The organism is Pseudomonas aeruginosa, from assembly GCF_001457615.1.
Lineage (GTDB): Bacteria > Pseudomonadota > Gammaproteobacteria > Pseudomonadales > Pseudomonadaceae > Pseudomonas > Pseudomonas aeruginosa.
In genome coordinates this window covers 140,077-158,003 of sequence record NZ_LN831024.1, presented here as the reverse complement: position 1 = coordinate 158,003, position 17,927 = coordinate 140,077, and the positions used below count along the sequence as shown (strand labels likewise).

18 protein-coding genes are annotated in these 17,927 nt (G+C 66.8%); 9 read left to right on the top strand and 9 right to left on the bottom strand.

Annotation, left to right across the window (positions count from 1 at the left end):
* Window positions 1-79: 79 nt before the first annotated feature.
* Genes AT700_RS00705 through AT700_RS00695 form a run of 3 tightly spaced genes read right to left on the bottom strand, consistent with a single transcriptional unit; the run spans window position 80 to window position 3,696 of the window.
* Window positions 80-1,006, bottom strand: a complete 927-nt coding sequence (locus AT700_RS00705) for an ABC transporter permease (RefSeq protein ID WP_003083821.1) — start codon at window positions 1,004-1,006, stop codon at window positions 80-82.
* A 21-nt stretch (window positions 1,007-1,027) separates the two neighbouring features.
* A complete protein-coding gene (locus AT700_RS00700; RefSeq protein ID WP_003107144.1) occupies window positions 1,028-2,125 on the bottom strand; it encodes an ABC transporter permease in 1,098 nt (365 codons plus the stop codon).
* Window positions 2,125-3,696 carry an ABC transporter ATP-binding protein gene (locus tag AT700_RS00695; protein ID WP_034019618.1) on the bottom strand — a complete coding sequence of 524 codons (1,572 nt, stop codon included), beginning with the start codon at window positions 3,694-3,696 and terminating at the stop codon, window positions 2,125-2,127. Before AT700_RS00695 ends, AT700_RS00700 begins: the two co-directional genes overlap by 1 nt.
* A 1,109-nt stretch (window positions 3,697-4,805) precedes the next feature.
* On the opposite strand from AT700_RS00695, the gene guaD reads away from it, so the two are divergent.
* Window positions 4,806-6,176: a guanine deaminase gene (gene guaD, locus AT700_RS00685; protein ID WP_078801547.1), complete on the top strand. Its 1,371-nt coding sequence runs from the start codon at window positions 4,806-4,808 to the stop codon at window positions 6,174-6,176.
* A gap of 112 nt (window positions 6,177-6,288) precedes the next feature.
* On the opposite strand, the gene bauR is transcribed toward guaD, so the two are convergent.
* A complete protein-coding gene (gene bauR / locus AT700_RS00680) occupies window positions 6,289-7,206 on the bottom strand; it encodes an HTH-type transcriptional activator BauR (RefSeq protein ID WP_003083805.1) in 918 nt (305 codons plus the stop codon).
* A gap of 134 nt (window positions 7,207-7,340) precedes the next feature.
* Between bauR and bauA the strand changes: the two genes are divergently transcribed.
* From bauA to gabP, 4 genes are all read left to right on the top strand, one after another.
* Complete coding sequence (gene bauA / locus AT700_RS00675) at window positions 7,341-8,687, top strand: beta-alanine--pyruvate aminotransferase (protein WP_003083801.1); 1,347 nt, start codon at window positions 7,341-7,343, stop codon at window positions 8,685-8,687.
* Window positions 8,687-8,974 carry a beta-alanine degradation protein BauB gene (gene bauB, locus AT700_RS00670; RefSeq protein WP_003083790.1) on the top strand — a complete coding sequence of 96 codons (288 nt, stop codon included), beginning with the start codon at window positions 8,687-8,689 and terminating at the stop codon, window positions 8,972-8,974. Before bauA ends, bauB begins: the two co-directional genes overlap by 1 nt.
* A gap of 83 nt (window positions 8,975-9,057) precedes the next feature.
* Complete coding sequence (locus tag AT700_RS00665) at window positions 9,058-10,551, top strand: CoA-acylating methylmalonate-semialdehyde dehydrogenase (RefSeq protein ID WP_003101230.1); 1,494 nt, start codon at window positions 9,058-9,060, stop codon at window positions 10,549-10,551.
* Between the two features lie 168 nt (window positions 10,552-10,719).
* The gene (gabP, locus tag AT700_RS00660; protein ID WP_003083784.1) at window positions 10,720-12,147 is read left to right on the top strand and encodes a GABA permease; all 1,428 of its coding nucleotides are present in this window, start codon (window positions 10,720-10,722) and stop codon (window positions 12,145-12,147) included.
* An 81-nt stretch (window positions 12,148-12,228) separates the two neighbouring features.
* On the opposite strand, the gene AT700_RS00655 is transcribed toward gabP, so the two are convergent.
* Window positions 12,229-12,570: a zinc ribbon domain-containing protein YjdM gene (locus AT700_RS00655; protein WP_003101229.1), complete on the bottom strand. Its 342-nt coding sequence runs from the start codon at window positions 12,568-12,570 to the stop codon at window positions 12,229-12,231.
* A 72-nt stretch (window positions 12,571-12,642) separates the two neighbouring features.
* A complete protein-coding gene (locus tag AT700_RS00650; RefSeq protein WP_048520695.1) occupies window positions 12,643-13,143 on the bottom strand; it encodes an LEA type 2 family protein in 501 nt (166 codons plus the stop codon).
* Between the two features lie 100 nt (window positions 13,144-13,243).
* Between AT700_RS00650 and AT700_RS00645 the strand changes: the two genes are divergently transcribed.
* From AT700_RS00645 to AT700_RS00630, 4 genes are all read left to right on the top strand, one after another.
* Complete coding sequence (locus tag AT700_RS00645; protein WP_003101226.1) at window positions 13,244-13,864, top strand: hypothetical protein; 621 nt, start codon at window positions 13,244-13,246, stop codon at window positions 13,862-13,864.
* Between the two features lie 175 nt (window positions 13,865-14,039).
* Entirely contained in the window at window positions 14,040-14,267 is a 228-nt protein-coding gene (locus AT700_RS00640; protein WP_003083775.1) for a CopG family ribbon-helix-helix protein, read from the top strand.
* Window positions 14,264-14,545: a type II toxin-antitoxin system toxin ParE gene (gene parE, locus AT700_RS00635; protein WP_003083773.1), complete on the top strand. Its 282-nt coding sequence runs from the start codon at window positions 14,264-14,266 to the stop codon at window positions 14,543-14,545. Before AT700_RS00640 ends, parE begins: the two co-directional genes overlap by 4 nt.
* Window positions 14,546-14,844: 299 nt before the next feature.
* Window positions 14,845-15,753, top strand: coding sequence for a LysR family transcriptional regulator (locus AT700_RS00630; protein WP_003083769.1), 909 nt, complete (start codon window positions 14,845-14,847; stop codon window positions 15,751-15,753).
* A 31-nt stretch (window positions 15,754-15,784) separates the two neighbouring features.
* On the opposite strand, the gene AT700_RS00625 is transcribed toward AT700_RS00630, so the two are convergent.
* The 3 genes from AT700_RS00625 to AT700_RS00615 form a co-directional block, all read right to left on the bottom strand.
* On the bottom strand, window positions 15,785-16,195 hold the full coding sequence (locus AT700_RS00625) for an aegerolysin family protein (protein WP_003101225.1): 411 nt from the start codon (window positions 16,193-16,195) through the stop codon (window positions 15,785-15,787).
* A 179-nt stretch (window positions 16,196-16,374) separates the two neighbouring features.
* Window positions 16,375-17,109, bottom strand: a complete 735-nt coding sequence (locus tag AT700_RS00620; RefSeq protein WP_003117208.1) for a GntR family transcriptional regulator — start codon at window positions 17,107-17,109, stop codon at window positions 16,375-16,377.
* A gap of 100 nt (window positions 17,110-17,209) precedes the next feature.
* Window positions 17,210-17,896, bottom strand: coding sequence for a FadR/GntR family transcriptional regulator (locus AT700_RS00615; protein WP_003083762.1), 687 nt, complete (start codon window positions 17,894-17,896; stop codon window positions 17,210-17,212).
* Window positions 17,897-17,927: the final 31 nt, after the last annotated feature.

Here is a 17,927-nt window from a genome sequence, read left to right as displayed (position 1 = left end):
TAGGCCATCAGTGAAATTATCTAAATCTATCGAAGAATATATAAATAGTTAAAACAACTAATCGAAGAACCTGCCCTCGTCAGTGCCCGGCCTTCCACGGCTGGCCCAGGGAAACCGGGGCATACAGCCGGGTGCGCAGGGCATCGCGGGAGAGCAGGACCAGCACCAGGATGGTCGCCGCATAGGGCAGCATCGCCAGCAGGTTGGCCGGAATCGACAGCCCGATCCCCTGGGCCACCAGGTGCAGGATGCTGGCCAGGCCGAACAACCAGGCACCGAGCAGCACGCGGAACACCCGCCAACTGGCGAAGACCACCAGCGCCAGGGCGATCCAGCCGCGTCCGGCGGTCATGTTCTCCGCCCACATCGGCGTGTAGGCCAGCGACAGGTAGGCACCGGCCAGGCCGGCCATGGCGCCGCCGAAGAGCACCGCCAGGGTGCGCACGCGCAGCACCGGCAGGCCCATCGCGCTGGCCGCGTCAGGGTTCTCGCCGACCGCCTGGAGAACCAGCCCGGCGCGGCTGCGCAGGAGCATCCAGGCGACCGCGGCGAACAGCGCCAGGCTCAGGTAGACCAGCGCGTCCTGGGCGAACAGCATGCGCCCGAGCAGCGGCAACTCGCCCAGCACCGGCAGCGCCAGCGGGGCGAACCCTTGCAGCGGCTTGCCGACCCAGGCGGCGCCGACGAACGACGAAAGGCCGACGCCGAAGATGGTCAGCGCCAGGCCGCAGGCCACCTGGTTGGCGTTCAGGTACAGGGCGACCCCGGCGAACAGCGCCGCCAGCAGCATGCCGGCGAGCACCGCGAGGAGCACGCCGAGCCACAGGCTGCCGCTGGAGAAGGCGACCATGAAGCCGATCACCGCGCCGAACAGCATCATCCCCTCCTGGCCCAGGTTGAGCACTCCGCTTCTCTCGCAGACCAGTTCGCCCAGGGCCACCAGCAGCAGCGGAGTACCGGTGCGGACCATGGCGAACAGCAGGTTGTCGAGCAGATCGATATCCATCGTGGTTCCTCGGCGGTTCGGTCAGGCCAGGGCGTCGCGCAGCGCCGGGCGCTTGCGCCAGCGTCCGTGCAAACGTGGGCGGTAGAGGATCAGCACGTCACAGGCGAGGAGGAAGAACAGCATCATCCCCTGGAACAGCCCGGTCAGCGCCAACGGCAGGTTGAGGCTCATCTGCGCGGCCTCGCCGCCGAGGTAGAGCAACGCCATCAGCAGGCTGGCGCAGAGGATGCCGAACGGATTGAGACGGCCAAGGAAGGCCACGGTGATCGCCGCATAGCCGTAGCCCGGCGAGACCTGCGGCACCAGTTGGCCGATCGGCCCGGCGACCTCGCAGACGCCGGCCAGGCCTGCCAGCGCGCCGGAGAACAGCAGCACGAACCAGACCAGGCGCTTCTCGCGGAAACCGACGAAACCGGCGGCGCGGCGGTCGAGGCCGAGCACGCGGACCTGGAAACCGAGGAAGCTGCGCTGCGCCAGCACCCAGACCGCCGCCAGCGCCAGCAGGCCGAACAATGCGCCAAGGTGCACCCGGCTGTCCTCGAACAGCGCCGGCAGGCGGCTGGCCTCGCCGAACAGCGCCGACTGCGGGAAGTTGAAGCCATCCGGGTCCTTCAACGGCCCGTGCACGCCGTACAGCAGCAGGTTCAGCGCGATGTAGTTGAGCATGATGGTGGTCAGGATCTCGTTGGCGTTGAAGCGCGTTCGCAGCCAGGCGGCGAACCCGGCCCAGAGCGCCCCGGCAGCGGTGCCGGCGAGCAGCACCCAGGCCAGCGCCCAGCGGCTCTGCCAGTCGAGCAACTGGATCGCCACCGCGCTGCCGGCCAGGGCGCCGACCAGCAACTGGCCCTCCGCGCCGATGTTCCACACGCGCGCCTGGTAGGCCAGTGCCAGGCCGAGGGCACAGAGCAGGATCGGCATGGCCTTGACCAGCAGCTCGCCGAGCCCATAGAGGTCGCTGAGCGGCTGTACCAGCACGGTATGCAGGGTCTGCCAGGGATCGTGGCCGAGACAGGCGAACAGCAGCGCGCCGCAGACCAGGGTCAGCAACCCCGCCAGCAGCGGAGAGGCCAGCAGCATCCAGCGCGACTGCCGGCCGCGCGGTTCCAGGGACAACAGCATCACAGGCTCCCTTGGGCAACGGCGCCGGCGACCGCCGCCGGCGCCTCGAATTGACCGGCCATCCAGCCGCCGACCTGCTGCGGCGAAGCGCTCGCGGTGGCGACCGCCGGGCACAGCCGACCCGAACACAGCGCGGCGATGCGGTCGCTGAGCAGGAACAGCTCGTCGAGGTCCTCGGAGACCACCAGGATCGCCGTACCGGTATCGCGCAAGGCGATCAGCGCGCGGTGGATCAGCGCCGCCGCGCCGACGTCCACGCCCCAGGTGGGATGCGCCGCCACCAGCAGGCGCGGGGCCTGGAGGATCTCGCGGCCGAGAATGAACTTCTGCAGGTTGCCGCCGGAAAGGCTGCGTGCCGGCGCCCCGGCACCCGGGGTCTTCACGGCGAAACGGCGGATGATCTCCTCGGCCAGCGCCAGCACCTTGCGCCGCCGGACCAACCCGCGCTTCACCAGACCCTGCTGGAAGGCGGTGAGCAGCGCATTGTCCGCCAGGCTCATCTCCGGCACCGCGCCGTGCCCCAGCCGCTCGGCGGGCACGAAGGCCTGGCCGGCGCGGCGCCGCGCATCCGGCGCCAGGTGCGCGCCGGCGCAGCCGCCGAGGCGGATGCGCTCGGCCTGGGCGCGCGGCAGGCGCACTTCGCCGCTGAGCAGAGCGAGCAACTCGTCCTGGCCGTTGCCGGCGACCCCGGCGATACCGAGGATCTCGCCGCTGCGCACCTCCAGGTCGAGGCCGGTGAAGGACACGCCGAAGGGGTCCGGGTTGCGCCAGTGCAGGTCGCGCACCTGGAGGAAAGGCGCGCCGCCGGTAGCCTTCGGATACTCCGCCGCCAGGCCCTCGGCGTCGCCCACCATCAGCCGCGCCAGCTCGAGATCGGAACATTGCGCCGGCACGCACTGTCCGGCCACCCGTCCGCCGCGCAGCACCGTGGCGCGCTGGCAGAGCGCACGGACCTCGGCCAGCTTGTGGCTGATGAAGAGGACACTGCAACCCTCCTCCGCAAGACGGCGCAGGGTGACGAAGAGATCCTCGGCCTCGCGCGGGGTCAGCACCGAGGTCGGCTCGTCGAGGATCAGCAGGCGGATGTCCTGCATCAGGCAGCGCACGATCTCCACCCGCTGGCGCTCGCCGATGGACAGCCCATGGACCAACCGGCGAGGCTCCAGCGGCATGCCGTAGCGCTGCGACACCTCGCGAATACGCGCCTCCAACCGACGCGGGCTGCCCGCCTCGGCGCCGAGGGCGAGCGCGATGTTCTCCGCCACGCTGAGCGTCTCGAACAGGGAGAAATGCTGGAACACCATGCCGATCCCCAGCGCCCGGGCGCGAGCCGGGTCGCGTACCTGCACCGGCTCGCCCTGCCAGCGGATCTCGCCGGCATCGGGACGGGTCACGCCGTAGATGATCTTCATCAGCGTGCTCTTGCCGGCGCCGTTCTCACCGAGCAGGGCGTGGATCTCGCCGGCGTCGATGCACAGGTCGATGCGGTCGTTGGCCAGGCAACCCGGATAACGCTTGCTGATCCCGCGCAGTTCGAGGCGCGGCGGCGCGAAAGAGGAAGGTGCGGACATGGCGGACCCGATCGGTTGCTCGACGATGCGGCGGCCGGTGCAAATACCTGGCCAGGAGGTCAGGAAAGCCCTGGAACGCGGCTTGCACCGGGAGCCACGGGCCAGGCTCCCGCGCCGAGCGGCACCAAGCCGGGGCACGCCTGGGACGCCGCGGCACATTTGCGGGCAACCCTGCGGCGCACCCGCGTGAGCATTTGTCGCAAAACAGTCATCACCACCTTGCTCACAGAGTTATCCACAGCGTGTCGGGAGCCCATCCGGGACCTTGGGAAGCCTCCCGCGCCGATCGTCCCGGCGATTTTCGCAACATGGCGATGGACAGAAAACAGCCAACCCGGCAGGCCATGGGCGCGACCTGGCAAGGCATTTTTTCCAACACTTTGCCAACAGCTTTATCCACAAGATATCGACAGCCGTTCGGAGGAGCACGGCAGGACGATCTCTCCCGGCCAAGCCACGGGTCGGCCGAATCCCTGGGGCAGCCCCGGCGGCCCGCTTCCGGCACAGTTTGCCAACAGCTTTTCCACAGGAAACCCGCGGAACGGGAATGCCCGTGAAAATGTCTCCAGGACTTCCCCTTTAGACGCCATGATGCCCATGAATACTGGGTTTTCCGGCTTTCCAGGAAAGTCCGCGGCGATCGACGGAAGCATGCTCGGCGGCGCCATGGGTGGATCCGCTGTCCACAGTTTCGCGATGCACTGTCGTGGCGCATTCCACAGCGCTTTTTCTCTGGCTCTTTCGCCAATCGGGAGAAATCCTGCGGCCCCGTCCAATGCCTTTCCCTCGACCGCCGAAGGCATTTTTTCAACGGGGAATGCGAACAGCTTTTCCACAGACAAACCCACAGAAGCGCCAGTTGCCGACCGGGCATTTCGCAAGGCGGATTCAAGGTGCCGGAACGCTTTCCGCGGATCGCCTGCCGGCAGCCAGATGGGCACATCCCGCAATGGCTCGTGCAATCTTTCCGCACACGCGCTACACACAGACTTATCCACAGCATGCGCACAGTGCATAATGGCGGAAGCGAGATCACGCGCCAAAGACGGGATATTTCCGTCGATTTCCCGGACTAAAGAGGCGAAAGCGCCATTCCGGCAGCAGAGGAGATGAACGATGCAGTACCTGCTGGCAACTTCGTCCCCCCACTTATCCTGCACTCCGACCACGGCGGGAGCGCGATGAGCAGTTCGGCCCATCGCGGGCGGATCCTGCATTTCCTCGGCGACCCGGCGAAACTCGGCGACAAGGCCTGGGAGTATTTCGAGGACGGCCTGCTGTGGATCGAACACGGCCACGTGCGCGCGCTCGATCACGCAACCTACCTGCTGCCGCAACTGCCCGCCGACCTGCCGCTGGAGGACCATCCGCAGCGCCTGCTGCTGCCCGGCTTCGTCGACTGCCATGTGCATTACCCGCAACTCGGAGTGATCGCCTCCTACGGCACCCAACTGCTGGACTGGCTGGAAACCCACACCTTTCCCGCCGAGCAGCGCTTTGCCGATGCCGGCTACGCCGCCGCCCAGGCCGAGCTGTTCCTCGACGAACTGCTGCGCCACGGCACCACTACCGCGCTGGTGTTCGGCACGGTCCATGCGGTATCCGCCGAGGCATTCTTCCAGGCCGCGCAGAAGCGCCGCCTGCGGATGATCGCCGGCAAGGTGCTGATGGACCGCAACGCGCCGCCGGCGCTGTGCGATACCGCGGCCAGTGGCTACGCCGAGAGCCGCGCGCTGATCGAGCGCTGGCACGGCAACGGGCGCCTGCAATACGCGGTCACCCCGCGCTTCGCGCCGACCTCCTCGCCCGAGCAACTGGCCGCGGCGGCGCGCCTGCTGGACGAGTATCCCGGCGTCTACCTGCACACCCATCTTTCGGAGAACCTCAAGGAAGTCGCCTGGGTCGGCGAGCTGTTTCCCCAGGCGCAGGACTACCTGGACGTCTATCATCGCGCCGGCCTGGTCGGCGAACGCAGCGTGTTCGCCCATGGCATCCATCTCTCCGAACGCGAATGCCGCTGCCTGGCGCACAAGAACGCGGCGCTGGCGCACTGTCCCAGTTCCAACCTGTTCATCGGCTCCGGCCTGTTCGACCTTGGCCGCGCCCAGCAATACGGCATCCGCGTCGGCATCGGTAGCGACGTCGGCGGCGGCACCAGCCTGTCGCTGCTGGCCAACCTCGCCGACGCCTACAAGATCCAGCAATTGCGCGGCACCAGCCTCGATCCGTTCCAGGCGCTCTACCTGGCCACCCTCGGCGGCGCCAGGGCGCTCGACCTGGACGGCCTGGTCGGTAACTTCCTGCCCGGCCGCGAAGCCGACTTCGTCGCCCTCGACCTGGCCGCCACGCCGATGATCGCCCAGCGCATGGAGCATGCGCGCGGCCTGGCCGATACCCTGTTCGTGCTGAACACCCTGGGCGACGACCGCGCGGTGGCGGAGACCTGGGTGATGGGGGAGCGGCGCCATGTGAAGGGGTGAGAGTCTCTTTCCCGCGTTGGCTCGGCCCGTCGCTGCATGCCACCTCCTCGCGCCGTAGAGAAAAGACGCCGTTCGGCGGGCGGCCGAAGCTCGCGTTACTCCATCCGCGCCCTCACGACACCGCCACCGCCTCCAGGAAGCGCTCCAGCACCAGGTTCGGCCGGCGTCCCTTGCGGGTCACGATGGTCAGCGCGATGGCATAGTGGAAACGCTCCGGCAGCAGGGGCCGCAGCATCCCGGCGGCGACCCAGTCGGCAGCGTAGTGCGACGGCAGGTAGCCGATGAAGTTGCCGGTCAGGATCAGGAATGCCATGCCCTCACGGTCCGAGGCGCTGGCGCTGTTGTTCAGCTCCTGGTGGCGCGCCTGGGCTTCGGCGGGCAGGCGGTAGCTGGGCGCCACGGCGTCCGCGGCGAGCACCTCGTCCACCGCGATATCGCCGTCGGCGCGCTCGAACAGTGCGTGGCCGCGGCTGCAATAGAGCTGCGCGTGCTCGTCATACAGCGGCAGGTACTCGAGCCCCGACAGCGGACTGATCAACGGCACCACGCCGACATGCAGGTGGCCGTCGAGCACGCCCAGTTCGATCTCGTTGGGGGTGGTCATGCCGATGTTGATCCGCACCTGCGGTCCCTGCCCCTTGAGCGCGCTGAGAGCGTGGGTGATGCGCATCTGCGGCAGGGTCACCAGGTTGTTGATGATGCCGATGTTGAGTTCGCCGCGCAGGTGCTGGTGCAGGTCGTTGACCTCGGCGCGGAACCCCTCCAGCGCCGCCAGCAGGGTCTGGGTCGCGCGATAGACCTCGCGGCCCTCGTCGGTCAGGGCGAAGCCGGCGCGGCCGCGCTGGCACAGGCGCATGCCCAGGCGCTTCTCCAGGTCGCCCATGTGCAGGCTGATCGCCGAGCGGCTGAGGCCGAGAGTGCTCTCCGCGGCGGAGAAACTGCCGCACTCGACGATGGTCTTGAAGATGCGCAGCAGGCGGATATCGAAATCGCTGACCTGGCCGAGCGACGGGTTGCGGGATTTGGCCATTATTGTTTTACCCAGTCGAAACTAAACGTGAGAAGAATAAGCTTTATCTAACCTTTCGTCAGGGCCAAGCTTGATCCAACGCTCCGCCGCCGCGTGCGCGGAACCTTCCAACAAGAAAGCCCGAGGATCGAACGATGAACCAGCCGCTCAACGTGGCCCCGCCGGTTTCCAGCGAACTCAACCTGCGCGCCCACTGGATGCCCTTCTCCGCCAACCGCAACTTCCAGAAGGACCCGCGGATCATCGTCGCCGCCGAAGGCAGCTGGCTGACCGACGACAAGGGCCGCAAGGTCTACGACAGCCTGTCCGGCCTGTGGACCTGCGGCGCCGGCCACTCGCGCAAGGAAATCCAGGAGGCGGTGGCTCGCCAGCTCGGCACCCTCGACTACTCGCCGGGCTTCCAGTACGGCCATCCGCTGTCCTTCCAGTTGGCCGAGAAGATCGCCGGGTTGCTGCCAGGCGAACTGAACCACGTGTTCTTCACCGGTTCCGGCTCCGAGTGCGCCGACACCTCGATCAAGATGGCCCGCGCCTACTGGCGCCTGAAAGGCCAGCCGCAGAAGACCAAGCTGATCGGCCGCGCCCGCGGCTACCACGGGGTCAACGTCGCCGGCACCAGCCTCGGCGGGATCGGTGGCAACCGCAAGATGTTCGGCCAGCTGATGGACGTCGACCATCTGCCGCACACCCTTCAACCGGGCATGGCGTTCACCCGCGGGATGGCCCAGACCGGCGGCGTCGAGCTGGCCAACGAGCTGCTCAAGCTGATCGAACTGCACGACGCCTCGAACATCGCCGCGGTGATCGTCGAGCCGATGTCCGGCTCCGCCGGCGTACTGGTACCGCCGGTCGGCTACCTGCAGCGCCTGCGCGAGATCTGCGACCAGCACAACATCCTGCTGATCTTCGACGAGGTGATCACCGCCTTCGGCCGCCTGGGCACCTACAGCGGCGCCGAGTACTTCGGCGTCACCCCGGACCTGATGAACGTCGCCAAGCAGGTCACCAACGGCGCCGTGCCGATGGGCGCGGTGATCGCCAGCAGCGAGATCTACGACACCTTCATGAACCAGGCGCTGCCCGAGCACGCGGTGGAGTTCAGCCACGGCTACACCTACTCCGCGCACCCGGTCGCCTGCGCCGCCGGCCTCGCCGCGCTGGACATCCTGGCCAGGGACAACCTGGTGCAGCAGTCCGCCGAGCTGGCGCCGCACTTCGAGAAGGGCCTGCACGGCCTGCAAGGCGCGAAGAACGTCATCGACATCCGCAACTGCGGCCTGGCCGGCGCGATCCAGATCGCCCCGCGCGACGGCGATCCGACCGTGCGTCCGTTCGAGGCCGGCATGAAGCTCTGGCAACAGGGTTTCTACGTGCGCTTCGGCGGCGATACCCTGCAATTCGGCCCGACCTTCAACGCCAGGCCGGAAGAGCTGGACCGCCTGTTCGACGCGGTCGGCGAAGCGCTCAACGGCATCGCCTGATGAGCGGCCGCCCGCAAGCCGTACCCACCGTGCAGGTGGACAACGCCGAGGTGATCGTGACCGAATGGCGCTTCGCCCCCGGCGCGGAAACCGGGCGCCACCGCCACGGCCACGACTATGTGGTGGTACCGCTGACCGACGGCACGCTGCTGCTGGAAACCCCCGAGGGCGACCGCCACGCGCCGCTGGTCGCCGGACAGGCCTACTTCCGCAAGGCCGGCGTCGAGCACAACGTGATCAACGCCAGCGCACACGAAGTGGTCTTCGTCGAGACCGAGATCAAGTAATCCGCACCCGCTCCCCAGGGAGCGGGTAAAGGGAAAGGGCCACGGCCCTTTCGTCACCCCTAGCGAAGAGAGAACAAGACAAGATGGGCACCCTCCACCACCTGATCAACGGCGAAATGGTCGCCGACAACGGCCGCAGCGCCGACGTCTTCAACCCCTCCACCGGCGAAGCCATCCACAAGGTCCCGCTGGCCGACGGCAAGACCCTGCAGAAAGCCATCGATGCCGCCAGGGCCGCTTTCCCGGCCTGGCGCAACACCCCGCCGGCCAAGCGTGCACAGGTGCTGTACCGCTTCAAGCAACTGCTGGAGCAGAACGAGGCGCGGATTTCCAAGCTGATCAGCGAAGAGCACGGCAAGACCCTGGAAGACGCCGCCGGCGAACTCAAGCGCGGCATCGAGAACGTCGAGTACGCCTGCGCCGCCCCGGAAATCCTCAAGGGCGAGTACAGCCGCAACGTCGGCCCGAACATCGACGCCTGGAGCGACTTCCAGCCGATCGGCGTGGTCGCCGGGATCACCCCGTTCAACTTCCCGGCGATGGTGCCGCTGTGGATGTACCCGCTGGCCATCGCCTGCGGCAACACCTTCATCCTCAAGCCCTCCGAGCGCGACCCCAGCTCCACCCTGCTGATCGCCGAGCTGTTCCACGAAGCCGGCCTGCCGAAGGGCGTGCTGAACGTGGTGCACGGCGACAAGGAAGCCGTGGACGGCCTGCTCCAGGCGCCGGAAGTGAAAGCCATCAGCTTCGTCGGCTCGACCCCCATCGCCGAATACATCTATGCCGAGGGCACCAAGCGCGGCAAGCGCGTGCAGGCCCTGGGCGGCGCGAAGAACCATGCGGTGCTGATGCCCGACGCCGACCTCGACAACGCCGTCAGCGCGTTGATGGGTGCCGCCTACGGCTCCTGCGGCGAGCGCTGCATGGCGATCTCGGTGGCGGTATGCGTCGGCGACCAGGTGGCCGACGCGCTGATCGCCAAGCTGGTTCCGCAGATCAAGGCGCTGAAGATCGGCGCCGGCACTTCCTGCGGCCTCGACATGGGCCCGCTGGTCACTGCCGCCGCGCAGGCCAAGGTCACCGGCTACATCGACAGCGGCGTGGCCCAGGGCGCGGAGCTGGTGGTGGACGGCCGTGGCTACCAGGTCGCCGGCCACGAGAACGGCTTCTTCCTCGGCGGCAGCCTGTTCGACCGGGTGACCCCGGAAATGACCATCTACAAGGAAGAGATCTTCGGCCCGGTGCTGTGCGTGGTTCGCGTCAACAGCCTGGAAGAGGCCATGCAGTTGATCAACGACCACGAATACGGCAACGGCACCTGCATCTTCACCCGCGACGGCGAGGCCGCACGCCTGTTCTGCGACGAGATCGAGGTCGGCATGGTCGGCGTCAACGTCCCGCTGCCGGTGCCGGTGGCCTACCACAGCTTCGGCGGCTGGAAGCGCTCGCTGTTCGGCGACCTCCACGCCTACGGCCCGGACGGCGTGCGCTTCTACACCCGGCGCAAGGCCATCACCCAGCGCTGGCCGCAGCGGGCCAGCCACGAGGCCTCGCAATTCGCCTTCCCCAGCCTCTGAAGGCTGACGACGACAGGCATGGTCGGTAACGACCATGCCTTTTTTCTTTTTCCGCAATCAGGAGTCCGCAACGTTCCACCGCCGTGAAACCTCACCCACGGCCGCACCCATGGCGTCGCCCACAAGGCGGCCCAGACCTTGCCCAAGAACAATTAAAGGGTCTCAACGATGTCCAAAGTCGTACTGGCTTCACAACTGCCGAACAAGCGCAACGCCTCGCTCGCGCCCGGCCTGAAACAACGCCACGTCACCATGCTGTCGATCGCCGGGGTGATCGGCGCCGGCCTGTTCGTCGGCTCCGGCCATGCCATCGCCGCCGCCGGCCCGGCCGCCCTGCTCGCCTACCTGATCGCCGGCACCCTGGTGGTGCTGGTCATGCGCATGCTCGGCGAAATGGCGGTCGCCTCCCCCGATACCGGTTCCTTCTCCACCTACGCCGACCGCTCCATCGGCCGCTGGGCCGGTTTCACCATCGGCTGGCTCTACTGGTGGTTCTGGGTGCTGGTGATCCCACTCGAAGCGATCGCCGCCGCGGCCATCCTCAACGCCTGGTTCCCGGCCATCGACACCTGGATCTTCGCCCTCGCGGTGACCTTCCTGCTCACCGTCACCAACCTCTTCAGCGTGGCCCGCTACGGCGAGTTCGAGTTCTGGTTCGCGCTGCTCAAGGTGATCGCCATCATCGCCTTCATCGTGCTCGGCGCGGTGGCCATCGTCGGCGGCCTGCCGGAGCGTGAGGTCAGCGGCCTGTCCAGCCTGATGGCGAGCCACGGCGGCTTCGTGCCGAACGGCTACGGCGCGGTGCTCGGCGCCCTGCTGACGACCATGTTCAGCTTCATGGGCACCGAGATCGTCACCATCGCCGCCGCCGAGTCCAAGGACCCGGCGAAGCAGATCACCCGCGCCACCAACTCGGTGATCTGGCGGATCGGCCTGTTCTACCTGGTGTCGATCTTCATCGTGATCTCCATCGTGCCGTGGAACGACCCGCTGCTGATCCAGGTCGGCTCCTACCAGCGCGCCCTGGAGCTGCTGGACATCCCGCACGCCAAGCTGATCGTCGACCTGGTGGTACTGGTCGCCGTGGCCAGTTGCCTGAACTCGGCGATCTACACCTCGTCGCGGATGGTCTTCTCCCTGGCCAAGCGCGGCGACGCCCCGAGCGTGCTCAAGCTGACCAACACCGCCCACGTACCACGCCCGGCGGTGCTGGCCAGCACCGCGGTGGGCTTCCTCACCACCATCGTCAACTACTTCGCACCGGAGAAGGTCTTCACCTTCCTCCTCGCCAGCTCCGGCGCCGTGGCGCTACTGGTGTACCTGGTGATCGCCGTGGCCCAGTTGCGCATGCGCAAGCAATTGCAGGCCAGCGGCCAGCCCATCGAGTTCCGCATGTGGCTATATCCCTGGCTGACCTGGGCGGTGATCCTGTTCATCGTCGCCGCGCTGAGCATCATGCTGATCATGCCGGAGCACCGTCACGAGGTGTTCGCCACCGCTCTGCTGACGATCTTCACCGTCTGCCTCGGGCTGCTCAACGCGCGACGCAAGCCGCGCCTCGGCGAGGACTACGCCGGGAAGACGGCGCGGGTCTGAGTCCACCACCGGGGGAAGAACCCAGACAGCCCTCCAAAGAAAAGCCCGGCCAATGGCCGGGCTTCTTCAGGCAAGGTCGTCTCAGACCTTCCTGACGAATTCCGATTTCAGCTTCATCGCGCCAATGCCGTCGATCTTGCAATCGATGTCGTGGTCGCCGTCCACCAGGCGGATGTTCTTCACCTTGGTGCCGACCTTCACCACCAGCGAGGAGCCTTTCACTTTCAGGTCCTTGATCACGGTGATGGTATCGCCGTCCTGGAGAACGTTGCCCACCGAATCCTTGATCACCTTGCCATCATCGGACGCCGTAGCGGCCTCGTTCGGCGACCATTCATGGGCGCACTCCGGGCAGACCAGCAGCGCACCATCCTCGTAGGTGTATTCGGAGTTGCATTGGGGACAGGGCGGCAGCGTGCTCACGGCATTCTCTCTTCAGCAGGGGGACGAAAACCGCAGATTATATAGGGTTTCTCGCTCCCCTGCCGAACCGCCTCAGAGCCCCTTGGTCTTCGGCGCGCCGACGGCCGGCCCGGAGAAGTCGAGGGTGCCCTTTTCGCTGAAGCGCACGGTGCCGAACAGGCCTCCGGCGAGCTTGCCCTTCACCACGTAGGGCATGCCCCGGGTCGGAGCGTTGTTGCTCAGGCCCCAGGCCTGGCGGAAGGCGGAAAAGGCGGAGACGGTCAGCGGCACGCTCACCACCCGCTCGCCGAAGCGCGGCACCTCGCCGGTCTGGTCGCTGACGCCGCTGGCCAGGGGCTGGCCGTTGACGTCGAGGTCGAGGGCGATGCCGTTGTATTCGATCGGCTCGTCGTTGGGGTTCTGTACCCGCAGCTTGACCATGAAGCGCATTTCCATGCCTTGCCCCGGCAGGGGTTCCAGGCCGACCAGGTCGATACGCAACGGATCGCGCTGGCCGAAGGTGCTGCAGGCGCTCAACAGGACGCCCAGGCACAGGGCCGGCAGCAGGCGGCCGAGTTTCGCAGGCAGGCGCATGGGTTCTCCTCCTTGGGTCGAATGTGCGCCCATGGTGCCACAGCCGCTAGAATTCGCCGCGCAGCCGATCCGGCTGCGCCAATGGACAAAGGACATGCCCATGCCTACACGCGTTCTGCGCGGCCTCGTCGCCGCCCTCCCACTGTTCCTCGCCGCCTGCTCGGACTCCGCTCCGTCCAGCGAGGAGATCGCCCGCCTGCTCGCCGAGCGCGGCTTCGACAAACCCGCCTGCGCCAGCTCCACCCTGTTCAAGACGTTCCCGGTGACGCTCTCCGACAGCTTCTCCGGCCCCGGCCCGGCGAAAGGCAACGCCGCGGTCTACGACGCGCTGGTCGGCGTCGGCCTGCTGCGCCGCGACGGCGATTCCTACGACCTCACGCCCGCCGGCCGCGAGGACTACAAGCCCGAGTCGAAGGCCTTCTGCTACAGCAGCGGCTTCGACGTCAGCGTCCGTTCGGTGGACCCCGCCAAGCCCGACGACTACGGCCCGGCCGTGGAAAAGGGCTGGTTGGTCACCGTCGAGGTCAAGCCACGCGAAGTGAAGGACTGGGCGAAGAACCCCGAGGTGCTCAAGCAGGCCAGCCTGACCACCCTGCAACAGATCACCCAACCGCAGGTCGGCCAGGTCTCGCTGGTCAAGCCACGCGGCGAGGAAGGCTACAAGCTCGTCAACACCCGCTTCTCGCCCAGGCAGGGCTTCCACTTCAACCAGGCCTGGTAATCCCACGCCGTCCTTCCGCCCGCCCCGCTCGGGGCGGGCTCCTCATTCAACCCACTGATCGATAAAGGTTTTTTCGACGGACGAAACAGCCGGGCGATTGCTCGCCCGAAAGCTTTCGTATACATTCGTTTTCACTGTAAACACCGTATACATCGAAAACGAAGCTGATCAGAAAATGAGCACCGTAGTCTCGTTCCGCGCCGATGACGCCCTGGTCGCGGCCCTCGACGAACTGGCCCGCGCCACCCACCGCGACCGCCCCTACCACCTGCGGCAGGCGCTCGCGCAGTACCTGGAAAGGCAGCAGTGGCAGGTCGCTGCCATCGATGAAGGCTTGGCCGATGCCAATGCCGGTCGCCTGCTGGAACACACCGAGATCGAGAAGCGCTGGGGGCTGCAATGAGCCTGAAGTGGACCCGCAAGGCGGCCGCCGACCTGGACGCCATCTACGACCATTACGTCGTGCTGATCGGCCCGGAAAAAGCTCTGAAAGCCGTTCAGGACATCGTCGAGCAGGTGAAACCGCTGCAGCAGGTAGCCAACCAGGGGGCAGGGCGGCCCAGCGAGGTGCCAGGCGTACGCACCCTGACCCTGGAGCGCTGGCCGTTCAGCGCCCCGTTTCGGGTTAAAGGCAAGGAAATCCAGATTTTGCGCATCGACAGGGTCGAAATTACCCCCTGAAAGTGGTCACACGGTTACAAGATGTTTCAAAATGAATATTTCACTTGACTTGTACTGAGTAGCTCATTTCGGACAAAAAATCCATAACTCACAAAAAATGGACATTTTTCGACCTGACCAATGAGAGCGACCAACATGCGACCACTGCGACCTGATTAGTTCTTTGGCTGACTCATGCTTCGCTCCCATACGCGTCCGTATTTTTCCGTAACTCGACGACCTCGCCCGCTGGGCATGCTTTCTCGCGCTTTTTCCGGTGATTTTTCCCCAGGCGCAGTCTCCCGCAAGGAGGAACCGGCATGGATTCGCTGAAAGGCATGGCGATCTTCGCCACTGTGGTGGACAAGGGCTCGATGGCAGCCGCGGCCCAGAGCCTGGGCATGACCCCTTCGGCAGTCAGCCAGCAGATCCGCAAGCTGGAGAGCCGCGCCCAGGTCACTTTGCTGCATCGCACCACCCGCCGGCTGACCCTGACCGAGGCCGGCGAGGCGTTCTATCGCAGTTGCGCGCAGATGCTGGCGATCGCCGAGGAAGCCGAGCGGCGGCTTGGCGAATGGCGCGATGCGCCGGTGGGTGAGTTGCGCCTGGCGGCGCCGGTGGGGTTCTCCGGCACGCTGATCACCCAGGCGCTGAAACCGTTGCTGGAGAACCACCGCCAGTTGCGCCTGCAGCTGTTCTTCCAGGACGAGCGCATCGATCTGGTCGCCGAGCGCATCGACCTGGCGATACGCGTCGGCAATCTCGCCGACTCCAGCCTGGTGGCGCGCCACCTCGGCGATTGGAGCAGCGTGCTCTGCGCGGCGCCGGCCTATTTGCGCCAACGGGCGCCGATCAACCGTCCGGAGCAGTTGACCGAGGTCGACTGGATTTCCCTGAACACCTCGAACCACCTCAACCACCTGACGCTCAGCGGGCCGGGCGGGGAAGTCTGCAAACTGCGCCTGGAGCCACGGGTGGCCGCCAACGGGATGCTCGCGGTGCGTCAGTTCACCCTCGACGGACTCGGCGTGTCCTACCAGCCGCTGCCGGAGGTGCGCGACGCGCTGAACGACGGGCGCCTGCAACAGCTATTGCCGGAGTGGAGGATTCCCGGGCTCGGCATCTATGCGGTGACGCCACGGCGCGAGGCCCAGCCGGCCAAGGTGAAGGTCGCCATCGAGGCGCTGCGGCGAGCGTTCGCCACGGACGGGGATGAGCGCTGGAGCTGACCGACGGACTGCCGGCCAGCTCCAGGTACCGTCAGGAGAAGCGGCCGAGGGTCAGGGTGACCTCGCCGATGTCCGTGCCCGTAGCGTTGCCGCCGCTGGTGATGCCAGCATAGTCCGCCGATGCCGGCGTGAAGCTCCAGGTGTTGGTGGCGCCGGATTTCCACGGGTCATCCCAGCTGAAGGTGCCCATCTTGGTGTTGCCGTCGTAGCAGTCGAAGCTGCCCTGGGTGCCGGACGAAGCGTTCTCCCGTCCGCAGGAGGCGATCCATTGCGGGCTGCCGGCCTGCACGTTCATGCTGCTGACTTCCTCGGTGGAAATCTCGTCGTCCTTGTTGGTGTAGCGGTAGAACTTGCCCCATTGCAAGGTGGCGTTGCGGATGCCCACCGTGCCGATGGATTTGGATACCACGACCTTCACTGCGATCCATTCTGCGTATGCCATGTCGATCTCCGTTAACCATGCGTTCACAGCTTCCTGTAGGACGTCACGGACAGGACCGGGCGCTCACAACGGACCCTTGGCTACTTCGACCAGCACGGCGCCATCCCTGACCCGCTTCACTATAGGCTGGCCACCAGCCACCACCGCCTGCCAGATCTGGTAGGCGGCGGCCGGGGAGGTCAGGCCCTCCGGCGTTTTTCCCCGCGAGGGGCCTTCATGCCGAATGCCTCGCGCAGGTCGGTGGTGGGTGGAGGCAGGAAGCGCATGCGGGCGAACAGGCCTCGCAGGTAAGCGTCCATCAGCGCAGCCGCCGCCGCGCTGTCGCCGTCCTCCAGGGCATCGAGCAGGGCGCGCTGCGCGGCGCAGGCCTCGGCGGTATAGACCGCCCCCTTGTTCAGCGCGATGTCCAGCGAGGCGCGTGCCACCAGGCCACGGACGAAACCCTGCAGCAAGGGATTCTCGGTCAGTTCGGCCAGGCGCAGGTGGAAGCGCCCGGCGAGACGGATCAGCCCGGCGCTGTCGCGGGCCGCGAGGCAAGCCTGCTCCTCGTCGACCAGCGCCCGTAGCTCGGCAAGGGCGGCGGGATCCAGCCCCGCGGGCAGTTGCCGCACCACTTCGCTTTCCACCAGCAGGCGCGCGTCCAGCACCTGCCGCGCCTGGCGCTCGTCCGGGCGGGCGACGCTGGCGACCTCCTTCGGCGGCATCACCACCGCGCCGTCCTCGGCGAGACGGGTGAGGGCACGCTGGATGGTGCCGTTGCTGACCCGGAAGATCTGCCCGAGGGTTTCCTTGCTCAGCTTGGCGGCCGGCGCCAGGCGCTTTTCCAGGATTGCCGTGTAGATGCTTTCGTAGACGAAATGGCTGGTGGGGCGCAGCGCGGCGCCCTGCTGGGTACGTGCTTCGAATCCGACCATGTTCACACCTGTCGAGTCGTGCTTGTGGGCCTTCGCAGGCGGCGGACGAAAGCCGTCCGGGCGCCGCGACGGTCCCGGGTTGGAACCCTGGCGCGGGCGATCAGACCTGCGGCAAGCGCAGGTCGATGTTCAGGCGCGCGCCTTCGTTGAGGATGTGCTGGCGCATCGCCTGGCTCGCCCGCTCGCTGTCGTGCTGGCGGATCGCACGGAGGATGGCGTCGTGTTCCTGGAGGATCTCCTCGGCGTATTCCGGCTGGCGGCGCACCAGGTTGTCGCTGCGTTCCAGGGCGCTGCCGATCTGTTCGGAAACGCTGAGGAAGATCGGGTTCGAGGTGAGCTTCACCAGGCGCCGGTGGAAGGCCGTGTAGGCCTCAACCAGAGCCTGCGGGTCGCCATCCTCGACCGCTTCGCGCAGGTCCAGCAGCAACAGCCGCAGTTCGCTGATCTCCGCCGCCCCGGCGCTCTGCGCGACGATGCCGACGATGAACGGCTCCAGCGCATAGCGCAGTTGCAGGACGTCTTCCATGGTCGCCTCGCCGGGCGCCGCGACCTCGCGCAGCGGTTCGCTGCGTTCGAGGACCATCACGCCCTTGCCCGGCAGCGAACGGACCACGCCCAGGGTCTCCAGGACCATGATCGCCTCGCGCAGGCTCGGCCGGCTGATTTCCATCTGCTCAGCCAGCTCGCGCTGGCCGGGCAACATCTGGCCGGCGACCCAGCGACCCTGCTCGATGGTGTCGAGCAGGCGCTGGGCAACCGCGTTGACCAGCTTGGACGAAGAAAACATGTCGCCTCCCTTTACTTGCCAATCGGACGTG

Excerpts from the sequence above, each read along its gene's own strand:
- AT700_RS00705 (WP_003083821.1), bottom strand. The coding sequence starts at position 1,006 with ATGGATATCGATCTGCTCGACAACCTGCTGTTCGCCATGGTCCGCACC.
- AT700_RS00700 (WP_003107144.1), bottom strand. The coding sequence starts at position 2,125 with ATGCTGTTGTCCCTGGAACCGCGCGGCCGGCAGTCGCGCTGGATGCTG.
- AT700_RS00695 (WP_034019618.1), bottom strand. The coding sequence starts at position 3,696 with ATGTCCGCACCTTCCTCTTTCGCGCCGCCGCGCCTCGAACTGCGCGGG.
- guaD (WP_078801547.1), top strand. The coding sequence starts at position 4,806 with ATGAACGATGCAGTACCTGCTGGCAACTTCGTCCCCCCACTTATCCTG.
- bauR (WP_003083805.1), bottom strand. The coding sequence starts at position 7,206 with ATGGCCAAATCCCGCAACCCGTCGCTCGGCCAGGTCAGCGATTTCGAT.
- bauA (WP_003083801.1), top strand. The coding sequence starts at position 7,341 with ATGAACCAGCCGCTCAACGTGGCCCCGCCGGTTTCCAGCGAACTCAAC.
- bauB (WP_003083790.1), top strand. The coding sequence starts at position 8,687 with ATGAGCGGCCGCCCGCAAGCCGTACCCACCGTGCAGGTGGACAACGCC.
- AT700_RS00665 (WP_003101230.1), top strand. The coding sequence starts at position 9,058 with ATGGGCACCCTCCACCACCTGATCAACGGCGAAATGGTCGCCGACAAC.
- gabP (WP_003083784.1), top strand. The coding sequence starts at position 10,720 with ATGTCCAAAGTCGTACTGGCTTCACAACTGCCGAACAAGCGCAACGCC.
- AT700_RS00650 (WP_048520695.1), bottom strand. The coding sequence starts at position 13,143 with ATGCGCCTGCCTGCGAAACTCGGCCGCCTGCTGCCGGCCCTGTGCCTG.
- AT700_RS00645 (WP_003101226.1), top strand. The coding sequence starts at position 13,244 with ATGCCTACACGCGTTCTGCGCGGCCTCGTCGCCGCCCTCCCACTGTTC.
- AT700_RS00640 (WP_003083775.1), top strand. The coding sequence starts at position 14,040 with ATGAGCACCGTAGTCTCGTTCCGCGCCGATGACGCCCTGGTCGCGGCC.
- parE (WP_003083773.1), top strand. The coding sequence starts at position 14,264 with ATGAGCCTGAAGTGGACCCGCAAGGCGGCCGCCGACCTGGACGCCATC.
- AT700_RS00630 (WP_003083769.1), top strand. The coding sequence starts at position 14,845 with ATGGATTCGCTGAAAGGCATGGCGATCTTCGCCACTGTGGTGGACAAG.
- AT700_RS00625 (WP_003101225.1), bottom strand. The coding sequence starts at position 16,195 with ATGGCATACGCAGAATGGATCGCAGTGAAGGTCGTGGTATCCAAATCC.
- AT700_RS00620 (WP_003117208.1), bottom strand. The coding sequence starts at position 17,109 with ATGGTCGGATTCGAAGCACGTACCCAGCAGGGCGCCGCGCTGCGCCCC.
- AT700_RS00615 (WP_003083762.1), bottom strand. The coding sequence starts at position 17,896 with ATGTTTTCTTCGTCCAAGCTGGTCAACGCGGTTGCCCAGCGCCTGCTC.